The 14728-nt window shown below is 72.3% G+C and carries 13 protein-coding genes; 2 read left to right on the plus strand and 11 right to left on the minus strand.

The genetic code is table 11. The features are described 5' to 3' along the window. Nucleotides 1–19: 19 nt before the first annotated feature. From ACGH48_RS11940 to ACGH48_RS11970, 7 genes are all read right to left on the minus strand, one after another. Nucleotides 20–3808 carry an AAA family ATPase gene (locus ACGH48_RS11940; RefSeq protein ID WP_396288770.1) on the minus strand — a complete coding sequence of 1263 codons (3789 nt, stop codon included), beginning with the start codon at nucleotides 3806–3808 and terminating at the stop codon, nucleotides 20–22. A 68-nt stretch (nucleotides 3809–3876) separates the two neighbouring features. After that, the gene (gene mutM / locus ACGH48_RS11945; RefSeq protein WP_123312274.1) at nucleotides 3877–4848 is read right to left on the minus strand and encodes a bifunctional DNA-formamidopyrimidine glycosylase/DNA-(apurinic or apyrimidinic site) lyase; all 972 of its coding nucleotides are present in this window, start codon (nucleotides 4846–4848) and stop codon (nucleotides 3877–3879) included. Between the two features lie 4 nt (nucleotides 4849–4852). Then, nucleotides 4853–5578 carry a ribonuclease III gene (gene rnc / locus ACGH48_RS11950; RefSeq protein WP_396288771.1) on the minus strand — a complete coding sequence of 242 codons (726 nt, stop codon included), beginning with the start codon at nucleotides 5576–5578 and terminating at the stop codon, nucleotides 4853–4855. Between the two features lie 13 nt (nucleotides 5579–5591). Beyond that, nucleotides 5592–5795: a 50S ribosomal protein L32 gene (gene rpmF / locus ACGH48_RS11955; RefSeq protein WP_017888273.1), complete on the minus strand. Its 204-nt coding sequence runs from the start codon at nucleotides 5793–5795 to the stop codon at nucleotides 5592–5594. Between the two features lie 55 nt (nucleotides 5796–5850). Further along, a complete protein-coding gene (locus ACGH48_RS11960) occupies nucleotides 5851–6432 on the minus strand; it encodes a DUF177 domain-containing protein (protein WP_123312273.1) in 582 nt (193 codons plus the stop codon). Nucleotides 6433–6558: 126 nt separating this feature from the next. After that, nucleotides 6559–7044, minus strand: a complete 486-nt coding sequence (gene coaD / locus ACGH48_RS11965; RefSeq protein WP_123312272.1) for a pantetheine-phosphate adenylyltransferase — start codon at nucleotides 7042–7044, stop codon at nucleotides 6559–6561. A 43-nt stretch (nucleotides 7045–7087) separates the two neighbouring features. Continuing rightward, nucleotides 7088–9316 carry an ATP-dependent DNA helicase RecG gene (locus ACGH48_RS11970; RefSeq protein WP_396288772.1) on the minus strand — a complete coding sequence of 743 codons (2229 nt, stop codon included), beginning with the start codon at nucleotides 9314–9316 and terminating at the stop codon, nucleotides 7088–7090. A gap of 86 nt (nucleotides 9317–9402) precedes the next feature. Here ACGH48_RS11970 and ACGH48_RS11975 point away from each other — a divergent pair, with 86 nt between their 5' ends. Further along, nucleotides 9403–9966 carry an RsmD family RNA methyltransferase gene (locus ACGH48_RS11975; protein ID WP_123313067.1) on the plus strand — a complete coding sequence of 188 codons (564 nt, stop codon included), beginning with the start codon at nucleotides 9403–9405 and terminating at the stop codon, nucleotides 9964–9966. 84 nt (nucleotides 9967–10050) lie between these two features. Here ACGH48_RS11975 and thiL read toward each other — a convergent pair whose 3' ends face one another. Further along, a complete protein-coding gene (gene thiL, locus ACGH48_RS11980) occupies nucleotides 10051–11040 on the minus strand; it encodes a thiamine-phosphate kinase (RefSeq protein ID WP_396288773.1) in 990 nt (329 codons plus the stop codon). Nucleotides 11041–11064: 24 nt separating this feature from the next. Between thiL and ACGH48_RS11985 the strand changes: the two genes are divergently transcribed. Continuing rightward, nucleotides 11065–11550, plus strand: a complete 486-nt coding sequence (locus ACGH48_RS11985) for a DUF3515 family protein (protein ID WP_340196903.1) — start codon at nucleotides 11065–11067, stop codon at nucleotides 11548–11550. Nucleotides 11551–11625: 75 nt separating this feature from the next. Here ACGH48_RS11985 and ACGH48_RS11990 read toward each other — a convergent pair whose 3' ends face one another. The 3 genes from ACGH48_RS11990 to ACGH48_RS12000 all read right to left on the minus strand — a co-directional run bounded on the left by ACGH48_RS11990 (nucleotide 11626) and on the right by ACGH48_RS12000 (nucleotide 14727). Continuing rightward, the gene (locus ACGH48_RS11990; protein WP_396288774.1) at nucleotides 11626–12735 is read right to left on the minus strand and encodes a D-alanine--D-alanine ligase family protein; all 1110 of its coding nucleotides are present in this window, start codon (nucleotides 12733–12735) and stop codon (nucleotides 11626–11628) included. A gap of 32 nt (nucleotides 12736–12767) precedes the next feature. Next, on the minus strand, nucleotides 12768–13781 hold the full coding sequence (locus tag ACGH48_RS11995; RefSeq protein ID WP_111086095.1) for an NAD(P)H-dependent glycerol-3-phosphate dehydrogenase: 1014 nt from the start codon (nucleotides 13779–13781) through the stop codon (nucleotides 12768–12770). Between the two features lie 79 nt (nucleotides 13782–13860). Next, nucleotides 13861–14727, minus strand: coding sequence for a lysophospholipid acyltransferase family protein (locus tag ACGH48_RS12000; RefSeq protein ID WP_396288775.1), 867 nt, complete (start codon nucleotides 14725–14727; stop codon nucleotides 13861–13863). Nucleotide 14728 lies beyond the last annotated feature (1 nt).

Here is a 14728-nt window from a genome sequence, read left to right on the forward strand (position 1 = left end):
GCGACTGCGACCAGCGCGGCTACGCGACCGCGACCGCGTCGGCGGGCTCGCGCTTCTGCACCCGCTGGCCGACGACGGCGGACACGCCGTCCTGCCGCATCGACACCCCGTACAGGGCGTCCGCGATCTCCATCGTGCGCTTCTGGTGCGTGATGACGATGAGCTGCGACGACTCGCGGAGCCGCTCGAACACCGTCAGCAGCCGACCGAGGTTCGCGTCGTCGAGGGCGGCCTCGACCTCGTCCATGATGTAGAACGGCGACGGCCGCGCGGTGAAGATCGCGACGAGCAGCGCCACCGCAGCCAGGGACCGCTCGCCGCCCGACAGCAGGGTCAGTCGATCGATCTTCTTGCCGGCGGGCTTCACCTGCACTTCGATCCCGGTGCCGAGCAGGTCGGTCGGGTCGGTCAGGTTGATGGAGCCCGAGCCGCCCGGGAACAGGATCGGGAAGATGACGTCGAAGGCGTCCTTCGTGTCGTTGAAGGCCGACTCGAAGATCGTCTGCATCTTCGTGTCGAGCTCGTCGATGATCGTCATCAGGTCGGTGCGGGTCTTCTGCAGGTCCTCGAGCTGCTCGGCGAGGAAGGCGTGCCGCTGCTCCAGGGCCTGGAACTCCTCGAGGGCGAGCGGGTTCACCTTGCCGAGCCGGCCGAGGTCGCGCTCGGCGGCCTGCAGGCGGCGCTCCTGCTCGGCGCGGACGTAGGGCACGGTCTCGACGTCGTCGGGGTCGACCTCGTCGGTGACGTCGAACTCGGGCAGGGCGGGGCCGCCGGGCAACGTCGATTCGGCGTCGACGAGCGCGACGGTGTCGTCCCCGGGGCTGGTGTCGAGGTCGGCGTCGGCATCGACGTCGACGTCCTCTCCGGGTGCGTCGAGGGGCTGCTCGGACGCTGCAGCAGCCGCTGCGCGCTCGGCGTCGCGGTGCTTCCGTGCGAGGACCCGCGGGTCCACCAGCACGTCGACCGGCACCGGCACGGTCGGCCCGTACTCGGCGACGAGCACGGCCTCGGTCAGCCCGAGGTCGCTCAGGGCGCGGTCGAGGACACCCGACACGTGCAGCTTCTTCTCGTAGATCTCCATCTCGAGCGAGTGCACGCCGTCGGTGATGGTCTGCAACCGGTCGCGGAGTTCGCGCTCCTCGTTCCGGATCGCCTGCAGCTCGGTGTTGCGCTTGGACCGCTCGGACTCCTCGGTCGCGAGCTGCACGCGCGCCTCGGCCAGGGAACGGTCGACGGCACCGAGCACACCCGGCAGGTCGGCGAGCACGGCTTCGGCGGTCTCGATCTGCCCGCGACGGATGACCGCACGACGAGCTGCCTCCTCCGCCGCCGCACGCTCGGCCTCGAGCTGGCGTTCGAGCTGGTCGGCACGGTGTCGTTCGGCGCGGACGCGCTCGCGCACGGTCTGCACCTGGATGCGCTGCTCGACCTCGGCGGCGCGTGCGGCCTCGAGCGCGTCCTGCAGCCCCGGACGCTCGGAGGCGTCGACGACGGGCCGTTCCTGCTCGGTGAACGCCCGGTGCGCCGCCTCGGCCTCCGCCAGGGCGGCGTCGACGGCCTCGACCGCACCGTCGGTCTCGGCGAGGGCGGCACGCAGGCGCTCCAGCTCGGCCGCCGCGTTCTCGGCCTTCGCCCGCGTCGAGGCGCTGGCCCGGTCGTACTCGGCCGTCGCCTTGGCGTGCGCGCGGGACGCCGCGTCGGCCTCGTCCGCGCGGCGGCGTGCGTCCTCGACGGCGGTGCGTGCGGCCTGGAGGCCCGTGGCTGCGTCCTCGGCGTCCGTCGCGATGGCGTCGCGTCGCGTCACGGCGTCGTCGCGCTCCGCGACGAGCTCGATCCGCGAGGTCACGCGCTCCCCGCCGCCGGTGACGCGGACGGCGCGGACGAGGTCACCGGACCGGGTGACCACCGTCGCCTGCGGGGCGGCGGTGAGCACGGCCTCCAGGTCGACCGTGTCCGCGCGCTCGTCGTGGTCCTCGTCGGCGCGCTCGGCGGTGTCCGCGATCAAGGTGTTCCGCAGGATCGCGGCGAGGGCGGGCGGGCCCTGCACGACGTCGACCGCTCGACGGACGCCCGCGGGCAAGTGCTCCGGCAGGTCGGTGGGGCCGTCCTGGGCGTCCGCGACGACGACGTCGATGCGGCCGATGTCCGCGGACCTGGCGTGCGCGACCGCGTCGAGCGCGACGGTCCGGTCGTCGGCGAGGACGGCGTCGGCGAGGCCGTCGAGGGCGATCGCGACGGCGCCCTCGAACCCGGGCGTCACCGTCAGCGCATCTGCGAGACGACCGACGATGCCCGCGCGTCCGGCGTCGATGAGCGCCTGGGAACCGTCGCGGACGTCGATCGACATGCCGAGCGCCGCGACCCGGGCGTCGAGGGCGTCCCGCTCCCGCTCGAGGGCGTGCAGGCGGTCGCGCTGCTCGTCGCGGACTGCCTGCGCGGCCTCCAGCTGCTCACGAGCCGCCTGGAGCGTGGTGGCGAGGGCTTCGTCGTCGACGCCCTCGGACGGATCGGTGCCGAGCTCGGCGAGGGCTGCGGTCGCACGCTCGGCGCGGTCGCCGGCCTCGGCGAGGGCTCGCTGTCGACGCTCGCGGTCCGCCACCGTGGATCCGCGCTTCGACCGGGCGACGTCGACGGCGTTCGCGAGTCGCTGCGCCTCGAGGTCGTGCTGCGACACGCGTGCGGCCTGCGCGGCGATGCGTTCGTCGAGGGCGTCGAGCGCGTCACGGGCGTCCTGCACCGCGCGGGCGGTCTCGGCGGAGCCGCCCTGCATCTGGTCGGCGCGGGCAGCGAGCCGGTCGGCCTCGGCGCGGACACCCGCCACCCGCTCCGGGGTGATCGAGGGTCCCTGCTGCGGGGCGTCGGCCTGCTGCGCGAGGAACATCAGCCGTTGGTTCGCGAGGCTGGACAGCCCGCGCAGCCGCTCCTGCACGCTCTCCAGGCGGTGCACCACCGTCCGGGCGCGGTCGACGTCGTCGCCGACCATGCTCTGCTCGACGTGCTGCTGGCGGACCCGGGTCTGGTCGAGCCGTTCGGTCAGGACGATGCGCTCGGACTTGCGCCCCGCCTCGACCTCCTGGTGGTCGTGCAGTTCGCGGCGCAGCCGGACCACGTCGTCGGCGAGGATGCGGGCCTTGGCGTCCCGCGCGACGGCGGCGACGGACTGCGCCTTGCGGGCGACCTCGGCCTGGCGTCCGAGCGGCTTCAGCTGGCGGCGGATCTCACCGGCGAGGTCGGACAGGCGGGTCAGGTTCGTCTGCATCGCGTCGAGCTTGCGGAGGGTCTTCTCCTTGCGGCGACGGTGCTTCAGGATGCCGGCGGCTTCCTCGATGAAGCCCCGGCGGTCCTCCGGGGTGGCGTGCAGGACCTTGTCGAGCTGCCCCTGCCCGACGATCACGTGCATCTCGCGGCCGAGGCCCGTGTCGCTCAGCAGCTCCTGCACGTCGAGCAGTCGGCAGTTCTCGCCGTTGATGGCGTACTCACTGCCGCCGTTGCGGAACAGCGTGCGGGCGATCGTCACCTCGGAGTACTCGATCGGCAGCAGGCCGTCGCTGTTGTCGATCGTCAGCAGCACCTGGGCGCGACCGAGCGGACCACGGGTCGAGGTCCCCGCGAAGATGACGTCCTCCATCTTGCCGCCGCGCAGGGTCTTCGCCCCCTGCTCCCCCATCACCCAGGCCAGGGCGTCGACGACGTTGGACTTGCCGGATCCGTTCGGGCCGACGATGCACGTGACGCCCGGCTCGAACGCGAACGTCGTCGGCTGCGCGAAGGACTTGAACCCCTTGATGGTCAGGCTCTTCAAGTACATGCGGTCTCCGGGTGTGCTCACGCGTGCTGCGGCGGCGCCGCTGCTGGGCTGTGCTGCTGGGCGTCAGGCTAACGCGTCCGGGCACGGGGGCGCGGTTGGCACACGGGGCAGATGTGGCTCGACCGGTTCATGAAGGCCTCGCGCACGATCGTCGTGCCGCAGCGGGGGCAGGGCTTCCCCTGCTGGCCGTACACGTTCAGCCGCTGCGAGAAGTACCCGGACTGCCCGTTGACGTTGACGTACTGGGCGTCGAAGCTCGTCCCGCCGTCCTCGAGCGCGCGCCGGAGGACACTGCGCACCTCGTGCAGCAGGCGTGCGAGGTCGGCACGGGTCAACCGCTCGGCCGACCGGTCGTAGTGCAGCTTCGCGGCCCAGAGGGACTCGTCGGCGTAGATGTTCCCGATGCCGCTCACGACGCCCTGGTCGAGCAGGACCCGCTTGATGCCGCTCGAGCGCTTCCGGGCGATGGCGGTGAAACGGTCGTCGTCGAACGCGGGGTCGAGCGGGTCGCGGGCGATGTGCGACACCTGCTGCGGCACGCTCCGGCGCCACACCGCATCGGGGTCGGACGCGTCGACGTGTCCGGCGAACCCGGCCGGGGCGCCGTCCACCGTCGGCACCATCGCGTCGATCGCCATCGAGCCGAACGTGCGCTGGTCGACGAACTCGAGCTCCACCGCGGGCTCGGCGGTGCCGTCGCGGTCGGTGCCGACGGGTTGCACGTCGATGCGGATCCGTCGGTGCTTCGCCGCCGGTCGACCACGGCCGAGCAGGATCTGGCCGCTCATGCCGAGGTGGGCGACGAGTGCCTCCGGCCGGTCGCCCTCGTGCTCCGGCTGCAACGGCATCCAGAGGAACTTGCCCCGACGGACCGCGGCGGCGATGGTGCGGCCGGTCAGGCGGTCGGCGAAGTCCTCGGCCGGGCCGTCGTGCCGCGTGAGCGCCCGCTCGTCCACGACGTCGACGTGCAGCACCCGCGCGCCACTGACCGCGGGTTCGAGGCCGGCGCGGACGACCTCGACCTCGGGGAGTTCGGGCACGTCGTCAGGCCGCTCGGCCGGACAGCCGGGTCCAGGCGTCGAGCGCCGCGGACATCTCCGCGGCCTTCTTGCTCGATCCGGTCCCGACGGCGATGTCCTCGCCCTGCAGGACGACGGTCGCGCTGAAGGTCTTGTCGTGGTCCGGGCCGGTCTCGGTGACGCGGTACGCCGGGTTGCCGAGCGACAGGCTCGACGCGAGCTCCTGCAGGCTCGTCTTCGGGTCCATGGCGGCGCCGAAGCGGTCCGGGTCGATCATCAGCGGTTCGACCAGTCGGAGCACCAGGTCGGTCGCCGGGTCGGGGCCCGCGGACAGGTAGGTGGCGCCGATGACGGCCTCGACGGTGTCGGCGAGGATCGACGACTTGTCGCGGCCACCGGTCTGCTCCTCGCCCTTGCCGAGGCGCAGGTACTGGCCGAGCCCGATCATGCGGGCGATCTCGGCCAGCGCGACCGTCGACACGAGGCTGGCGCGACGCTTCGCGAGGTCACCCTCGTCGAGGTCGGGGAAGGACCGGTAGAGCTTCACGGTCACGGCCTGGCCGAGGATCGAGTCGCCGAGGAACTCGAGGCGCTCGTTGTGCTTGATGCCCCCGTGCTCGTAGGCGTACGAGCGGTGGGTCAGGGCGAGCTGGAGCAGCTCGAGGTCGATGTCGACCCCGAGTTGGTCCTGCAGACGAACGACGTCCGGCCCCACGGGGCGGGACCCCGTGGCGCCGGACGTCGTCGTCATGCGTTCGGTCCGATCAGACGTCGGCGACCTTGCGGCCCTTGTACTCCATGTACAGGGGGGTGCCGGCCGAGTCCTCGACGACCTTCGCGCGGTGCGGGAGGCTGTAGGTGACCTGACCGTTCTCGATCGTCTTGACGAGCTGGATCGGCGTGGCCTTCCACTGCGAACGACGGGCGTGCGTGTTCGCACGGGACTGCTTGCGCTTGGGAACGGCCATGGTGAATCTCTTTCGGTTGGTCGGTGGTCGGAACGGGGGCTGGCGGTGTCGGGGCCTACTCGGCCTCGGCCCGCTCCTCGCCCTCGGTGGTCTTCGTGTCGGTGGTGTCGCCGTGGGCGGCACGCTCGGCTGCTTCGAGCTGGATGCCGGTCAGGGCTGCCCAGCGCGGGTCCAGGGTCTCGTGAACGGGCTGCTCATCGAGGTCGGCCAGTCGCTCGCCCGTCACCGGGTCGAGGCCTGGGCAGTCCGGTCGGCAGACCGGCTGGAACGGCAGCGCCAGCACCACCGCATCTCGAACGACCTGTTCGCAGTCCACGTGGTCATCACGAACGAAGAAGTCGAAATCCTCCGAGGCATCATACGCGAACAGCTCGGCGAAATCGACCTCGACGGGCTCGCTGATGTCGATGAGGCAGCGCGAGCACTCCCCCGTCGCGTCGGCCGAAGCGTGACCGGACACGAGGACACCCTCGTGCAGGCCCTCGAGCCGCAGGTCGATGTGCAGCGGAGCACCTTCGCGCACCGCGATGACACCAGCACCCAGCGCGTCCGGCACCACGATGTCGAGCGAGTGCTCGCGCATCTCGCCCGGACGGTGCGCCAGGTCGCGCACGCGCAGGGCGTAGGGGCTGTTCACGTGGGAAGACACGATCGTCAACCCTAGCGTGAACGGGGCCGAGAGTCGAGGCGGGTGGGGGTGTGTCCGCGCGTCGGACGACCGTGCATCCGGCTCGGCGCGCAGCTCCGGCGGTTCCGGCTCGGCTCAGCGAGCGGCGAGGGCCGTGGCCACGGCCTTCGGGACGTAGGGGGTGACGTCGCCGCCGAGCGACGAGACCTGGCGGATGAGCGAACTCGACACGTGGGAGCGCGAGGCGTCGGGCAGCAGGAACACGGTCTCGACGTCGGCGAGGTGCCGGTTCATGATGGCCATCGGGGTCTCGTACGCGACGTCCTCGCCGGACCGCACGCCCTTGACGAGCACCTTCGCCCCGACCTGCCGGCAGTAGTCGACGAGGAGCCCGGAGGTCCACTCCCCGACACGGACGGTGCCCGGCGTGCCGACCTCGACCAGGGACTCCTCGATGAGGCGGACGCGGTCGACCGCCTCGAACATCGCGGGCTTCTTGTCCGGGTTGTGCACCACGAGCACGTGCACCTCGTCGAACAGCCCGGCAGCGCGGCCGATGACGTCGAGGTGCCCGAGCGTGACGGGGTCGAAGGAACCGGGGACCACCGCGATCTGTGCCATGGCAGCGACGATACCGGTCCGGGCCGGGGCGTCCGGGCCCGGGTCAGTTCTTGCCGAGGAACGCCGCGTCGGACTCGTCGAGACGCCGCGCCAGGGCCTCGCGCAGGGCCGGGGACCCCTCGAGCTCGGGATCGGGCTCGAGGACCCGTTCGGCTTCGCCCCGGGCGTCCACGATGAGGTCGGCGTGCTCGACCACCCGGAGCAGGTTGAGCGAGGACCGCCCACCGGACTGTCGCTCGCCGAGCACATCGCCCTCGCGCCGCAGCTCGAGGTCGACCCGTGCCAGCTCGAAGCCGTCGTCGGACGCGGACACCGCGTCGACGCGCTCGCGGGAGGTCGTCTCGAGCTCGGCGGTGGTGACGAGCAGGCAGACGCCCGCCCACTGCCCACGGCCGATGCGGCCGCGCAGCTGGTGCAGCTGGGAGACGCCGAAGCGATCGGCGTCGAGCACGGCCATCATCGCGGCGTTCGGCACGTCGACACCGACCTCGATGACGGTCGTCGCGACGAGGACGTCCAGGTCGCCGGCAGCGAAGGACGTCATCACGCGGTCCTTCTCCTCCGCCGTCATCCGGCCGTGCAGCACCGCGATCCGCCGGCCGTCGAGCACGGGCATCGTGCGCATCCGCTCGGCGGTGGCGAGCACGGTCGCCGGTGCGCGCTTCGGGGCGTCGTCCTCGGACTCGGCGGGCGCGGGTTCGCCGTCGTCCTCGGCGTGGGCGTCGTCGATGGCGGGGCAGACCACGAAGGCCTGGCGTCCCTTGTCGAGTTCCTCGGCCATCCGCGACCAGATGCGGGACTCCCACCCGGGGTGCTCCGCGAGCGGGACCGTGAAGGTCTCGACGCCGGCCCGGCCCGAGGGCAGCCCCGTGATCGTCGAGACGTCGAGGTCGCCGAACACCGTCATCGCGACGGTGCGTGGGATCGGGGTGGCGGTGAGCACCAGGACGTGCGGCGGGGTGGCGCCCTTGGTCCGGAGCGCTTCGCGCTGCTCGACGCCGAAGCGGTGCTGCTCGTCGACCACCACGAGCCCGAGCTCGGCGAAGTCGACGCGGTCGCCGAGCAACGCGTGGGTGCCGACCACGAGGCGCGAACTGCCCGATGCGGCGGCGAGCAGTGCCCGCCGGCGTTCGTCGGTGGACTGTGACCCGGTCAGGATCACCGGACGGAGTTCGGCCGCGAGGTCCGGTCCGAGGAACTTCACGATGGACCGGAGGTGCTGCGCGGCCAGGACCTCGGTCGGGGCGATGAGGGCGGACTGCCCACCGGACTCGGCCACCGTGAGCATCGCGCGGATGGCCACGAGGGTCTTGCCGGAACCGACCTCGCCCTGCACCAGGCGGTGCATCGGCCACGTGCGGGCGATGTCGGTGTCGATCTCGGCACCGACGGCGCGCTGGTCGTCGGTCAGGGTGAACGGCAGGGTGGCGTCGAAGCGCTCGAGGATGCCGCCGGGAGCCGCCACCCGCGGGGTCGCCGCGGTGCGTCGGGCGCGGATCCGGCGCTGCACCAGGGCGGTCTGCAGCACGAACGCCTCGCGGTAGCGCAGGGCGTCCTGCGCGCGCTTGAAGTCGGCGACCTTCTCGGGGCGGTGGAGCAGCTCGAGCGCCCGGCGGAACGGGACGAGGTCGAGCCGGCTGCGCGCCGAGGGCGGCACCGGGTCGGGCAGGTCCGGCAGGGTGTCGAGGACGATGCCCATCGACTTCGCGATCTGCCACGAGGTGAGGGACGCCGTCGCCGGGTAGATCGGGATCGGCTGGCGCGACCACCGGATCGCCTCGTCCGAGCCGGGGTCGGCCATGGCGCGGGGGTCGTCGGGGTCGAAGAGCTCGTAGTCCGGGTGGGCGAGCTGGCGGGCACCGCGGTAGTCGCTGACCTTGCCGGAGAAGATGCCGCGGGCACCGGGCACGAGGTCCTTCGTGCGCCAGCCCTGGTTGAAGAACGTCAGGGTGAGCAGCCCCTTGCCGTCCCCGATCTTGGCTTCGAGGATCGATCCGCGCCGGGCACGCATCGTGCGTTCGCGGACGTCGACCACCTCGGCGACGATCGTGACCGGCTCGCCGATCGCCAGCGAGTCGAGCGCCGTCAGGGCCCCGCGCTCGGCGTAGCGACGGGGTGCGTGCTCGAGGAACTCACCCACCGTGCGGTGGCCGAAGGCCTTCTCGATCGCGGACGCGGTCCGACCACCGAGCACGTTCGCGAGCCGCGCGTCGAGGGGCGCCGGACCGAGGTCGGGCGCGGCCGGCGCAGCGGGGGTTCCGGTGGTGACCACGGACACCACGGTACCGGGCACGACCGACGTGCCACGTGCCTCCCGTCCGGCCTGTGGACAGCGCCACCGGCCGATACGGTGGCTGCATGACCCGCATCATCGCCGGCGCCGCCGGCAACACGACGCTCCGGGTGCCGAAGTCCGGCACCCGGCCGACGAGCGACCGGGTGCGCGAGGCGCTGTTCTCGTCGCTCGAGGCCCGTGGGCTCGTCGACGACACGTCCGTCGCGGACCTCTACGCCGGTACCGGTGCCCTCGGGCTCGAGGCGGCGTCGCGCGGTGCGGTCGAGGTCGTGCTGGTCGACCGCGCGTCGGCGGCGGCGCAGGCGTGCCGGGCGAACGCGAAGGCCGTGCAGCAGCGGATCCCCGGGGTGCGGATCGACGTGCAGCCGCAGCCCGTGCTCGGGTACCTGCGCGGGACGGTGCGCACGTTCGACCTGGTCTTCATCGACCCGCCGTACGACGTGACCGAACACGAGATCGCCGAGGTGCTCGAGACCCTGGTGCCGCGGTTGACCGCCGGTGCCGTGGTGGTCGTCGAGCGGAGCAAGCGCTCCCCCGAGCCGACGTGGCCCGCGGGGCTCGAGCCCTTCAGCAAGCGCAGCTACGGCGAGACCGTGGCGTGGGAGGCAGTGACCCCCGCCGGCTGAGCTGCGCAGACGACTCGGAACGACACCATCGACGTCGCACGACGACGATCCTGTCGTTCCGGGTCGACAACCGAGCCGGGCGAGTCAGCCGGCGGCGCCGTCCCAGTCGGCGTAGGGGTCCCAACCGGTCGTCGGCACCTGGGACCCGGCGCGGAGCAGGTCGGCGTCGCCGCGCTCCCGCACGACCCCGATGCGGCGGAAGCCACCCGGCAGCGCAGCGTCGGCGGGGAAGGTCGCGAGCAGGCCGTGGTCCTCGCCGCCGTGCAGTGCGACCTCGTCGAGGTCGACCTCGAGCAACAGGGTCACCCTGCTGGCTCGGGCGAGCCGCCCGGCGTCGATCGCCAGGCCGTCGGACAGGTCGAGCATCGCGGTCGCCCCGGCCACAGCGGCACGGGGTCCGTCCGCGATCGGCGGCACCGGACGGCGCTGACGGTCGACGTCGGGATCGGCGTCCGCACCACTCGCCACCGTCGCGGCACGGTCCGGCTCACCCTGGTGGTCGACGCCGTCGCGGAAGAGCCGCGCGAGACCGCGAGCGGCGCGACCGAGCTCACCGGACACCGCCACGACGTCGCCCACACGGGCGCCCGACCGGAGCACCGGAGCGCGACCGCCGAGGTCGCCGAACGCCGTCACCGCCACCGTGAACGTCGCCGAGGTGGACAGGTCGCCGCCGACCACGCCGCAGCCGGGTGCGAGGGCGTCGACCGCGAGGCGGAAGCCGTCCGCGATGCCCTCGAGCACCGCCACCGGGGTCTCCTGGGGCGCCGCGAGGGCGATCACGAGACCGCTCGGCGCCGCACCCATCGCCGCGACGTCGGAGAGGTTCGTCGCGGCGGCCTTCCAACCGACGTCCTCGGGCGAGGACCACGCCCACCGGAAGTCCGGGCCGTGCACCATCATGTCCGTCGTCACGACGAACCGGCCGTCCGGAGCGGCCACGACCGCGCAGTCGTCGCCGGGCCCCAGGAGCGGCGACCCGGTCGGCAGTCGGCTCGTGATGCGGTCGAGGACGGCCAGTTCACCGAGCTCCCCCACGGTCGGTCCGGCCCAGGCGTCGTACGTCGCGTCCACACGAGAACGGTAGCCTGGACCGCGATGGACACCGCGCGCCGCACCCCTCGCACCCTCGCGATCGCGGGGGTCGTGATCGCCCTCGCCGCCGGGCTGACCGGGTGCACGAACGCCGTCGGCATGCGCGCGGCACCGTCCGCGAACGCAGCAGCCTGCGCGGCGGCGCAGGTGCGGTTGCCGGCGACCGTCGACTCCACCTACGACCTGCGGAACACCAACGCGCAGTCCACCGCTGCCTGGGGCGACCCCGAGGCCGCGCTGTACCACTGCGGCGTGGCCGTGCCGACGGTGTCCGACCTGCCCTGCTTCACGCTCGGCTCGGTCGACTGGATCCGCGACGACCGCGGGAAGCAGATCGTCTACACGACGTTCGGACGGTCCCCCGCCGTGCAGGTGGTCGTCGACACGTCGAAGACCGGCAGCGCGGTGCTGCAGGACCTCGCGACCGCGGTTTCGACGCTGCCGGAGGACGGCCACAAGTGCCTGGACCCGTCCGACGTGCAGGGCTGAGCCGAAGGCCGGCGCAGCGCCGACCAACCCGGTGCCTCGACCCGTCCGACGTGCAGGGCTGACGCCCGCCGACGGTCAGCGGACGGCGGCCCGCCCCAGCTCGATGAGCTCGGTGACCAGCTCGCCGTAGGACACGCCCGACGCCGCCCAGCAGCGCGGGTACATCGACAGCGGGGTGAACCCGGGCATGGTGTTGACCTCGTTGACGACGAAGCCGTCGTCGGTCAGGAAGCAGTCGACACGGGCCAGCCCCGAACCGCCGATGGCCTCGAACGCGCGGGCACCGATCGACCGGATCTCGTCGGTCTGCGCCTCGGTGAGCGGCGCCGGGCACAGCAGCGACTCGTCGCCACCGAGGTACTTCGACGCGAAGTCGTAGAAGCCGTCCTCGGCCACGACGATCTCGCCCGGCAGACTCGTGCGCGGCACGCCGTCGCGGCCCTCGAGCACGGCGACCTCGACCTCGCGACCGATGACACGGGGTTCGACGATCACCTTGGAGTCGTGCTCGAACGCCAGGTCCATCGCGGCACCGAGCTCCTCGGGGCCGTCGACGCGCGAGACGCCCATGCTCGAACCGGCACGGGCGGGCTTCACGAACAGCGGCCAGCCGTGCGCCGTGATCGCCTCGGCGACGTCGACCGGGTCGGCCGCCCACTCACGGCGGAGCACCGTCGTCCACGGAGCGACCCGCAGACCGGCGTGCTCGAGGACGGCCTTCGCGACGTGCTTGTCCATCGCCAGTGCGCTGGCGAGCACGCCGTCACCGACGTACGGCAGACCGGCGATCTCGAGCAGGCCCTGGATCGTGCCGTCCTCGCCGAACGGGCCGTGCAGGATCGGGAACACCACGTCGACGGCGACGGTCGTGACCGAGCCGTCCGGGTGCGAGACGACGAGTTCGTTCGTCGCCGGCGAGGTCGGGAACGCCACGCGCGTGCCGTTGTCGGGAACGGTCGGCAGCGCGCCGTCGCGGATCGCCCACTGCGAGGGGTCGTCGGACTGCAGCGTGAACGCGCCGTCCTTCGTGATGCCGATCGGCACGATCTCGTACTCGGTGCGGTCGACGACGTCCATGATGCCGCCGGCGGTCACGCAGCTGATCTCGTGCTCGCTCGAGCGTCCGCCGAACAGGACGGCGACGGTGGTCGTGGGAACGTCGGTTCCCTCGGGGATCGTGGGCACGGGAGTCCCTTCGTGACTCGGTGCGGGACCGGTCACTCGCCCTGCGGCTCGTCGGTCTCGGTGAGGTGCGGCGCGATGTTGCGCGGATCGAGCCTACCGGCGAGGACCTCGCCGACCTGGCTGACGATGGGCATGTCGACGCCGTTCGCGGCGGCGAGCTCGAGGATCGGCGCGACGGACGCCAGGCCCTCGGCGGTCTGGTTCATCTGCCGGACGACCTCGTCGAAGCGGTACCCCTGCCCGAGCAGGCGCCCGGCGGTGTTGTTCCGGGACAGCGGCGACTGACAGGTGGCGATGAGGTCGCCGAGGCCCGCGAGGCCGGACAGGGTCGACGGCTGCGCGCCGAGCGACACCGCGAACTCGGTCATCTCGGCGAGCCCGCGCGTGATGATCGACGCCTTGGTGTTCTCGCCGTAGCCGACGCCGTCGACGATGCCGATCGCCACGGCGATGAGGTTCTTCAGCACGCCGCCGAACTCGGTGCCGATGACGTCGGTGTTGATGAACGACCGGAAGTACGGGTTGGTCGCGACGGCGGCGACGGCGGTCGCGGTCTCCACGCTCGACGACGACACCACGGCGGCGGTCGGCTGCCGACGGGCGATCTCGAGCGCCAGGTTCGGCCCGCTCGCCACGGCGATGCGGTCCTGGTCGATGCCGAGCCCCTGGAGGAGGACCTCGCTCATCCGCAGGCCGGTGCTCTTCTCGACGCCCTTCATCAGGCTGACCACGGGCACACCGGCCGGCAGGAGCTCGCGGATCGCGTCGAGGTTCGAGCGCAGGGTCTGCGACGGCACCGACACGTACACCTGGGTGGCGCCGTCGAGGACCTGCTCGAGCGACGTCGACGCGGTCAGGGTGCGGGGCAGGTTGATGCCGGGCAGGTAGTCGGAGTTCCGCTTCGTCTCGGTGATCTCGCGGGCGACCTCGGGCCGACGGGCCCACACCACGGTGGAGGCGCCGCCCTCAGCGAGCACCTTCGCGAACGTGGTGCCCCAGCTGCCGGCGCCGATGACGGCGACACGGGGCTTGTCGGTCGACTGCATCACCACCCGGATCGCGGCGGTGTCGAAGGCCCCCGGCGCTGCTGCGACGGGGTCGGGACGATCGTCGTGCGGGCGGAGGTCACTCAAACCGGCCGGTCTCCTTCTGGTTGTTCGCCGCCGGGTCCCAGCGGGTGGTCGGGGCCTGCTCCCCGCGGAGCTGCTCGAGCAGGGCGGTGATGTGCTGCATGAGCACCTCGGTGGCCTCGACGAGCATCTGCTGGTCGATCGGCCGGCCGCGGTAGGCGGACAGGTCGACGGGGTCGCCGACGATGACGTCCACGCGCGAGCGCGGGAACAGGCGGAGCTTGTTCGAGTACCGCGCCATGATGCCCTGCGTGCCCCAGTGGGCCATCGGGATCAGCGGCACGTCGTTCTCGAGCGCGATGCGGACGGCACCGGTCTTGCCGCGCATCGGCCACAGGTCGGGGTCGCGGGTGAGCGTGCCCTCGGGGTAGACGATGATCGCCCCACCCTGTTCGATGAGCGACCGACCGCCGCCGAGCGGATCGCTCAACCGGGTGCGGCCGGAGCGCTCGACCGGGATCTGCCCCATGCCGGACATCAGCTTGCCGAACACGGGCACCTTGAACAACGACGCCTTCGCCAGGAACCGCGGCGCACGCCGGCTCAGGTACACGGCGGTGCCGACGACCAGCGGGTCGATGTTCGTGAAGTGGTTCGGCGCGAGCACGAACGCACCGTCCGCCGGCAGCCGGTTGGGGCCGTACCAGTGGTAGTTCGACGAGAACCGGAACGTCGGGATGACGATCGAGGCCACGATGCGGAACGCGGGGTTGAGCTCCCCGCGCTTCCACCGCCGTCCACGCACCGGCAAGCCGGTCGCGACCTGCGTACCGGACGCACCCCGGGCCTCCAGACCGTCGGTCGGACGCGACGGGCCGTCATCCGGACGCGACGGACCGTCACCCGGCTGCGGAACCGACACC

Source organism: Curtobacterium pomorum, assembly GCF_044497295.1.
GTDB lineage: Bacteria > Actinomycetota > Actinomycetes > Actinomycetales > Microbacteriaceae > Curtobacterium.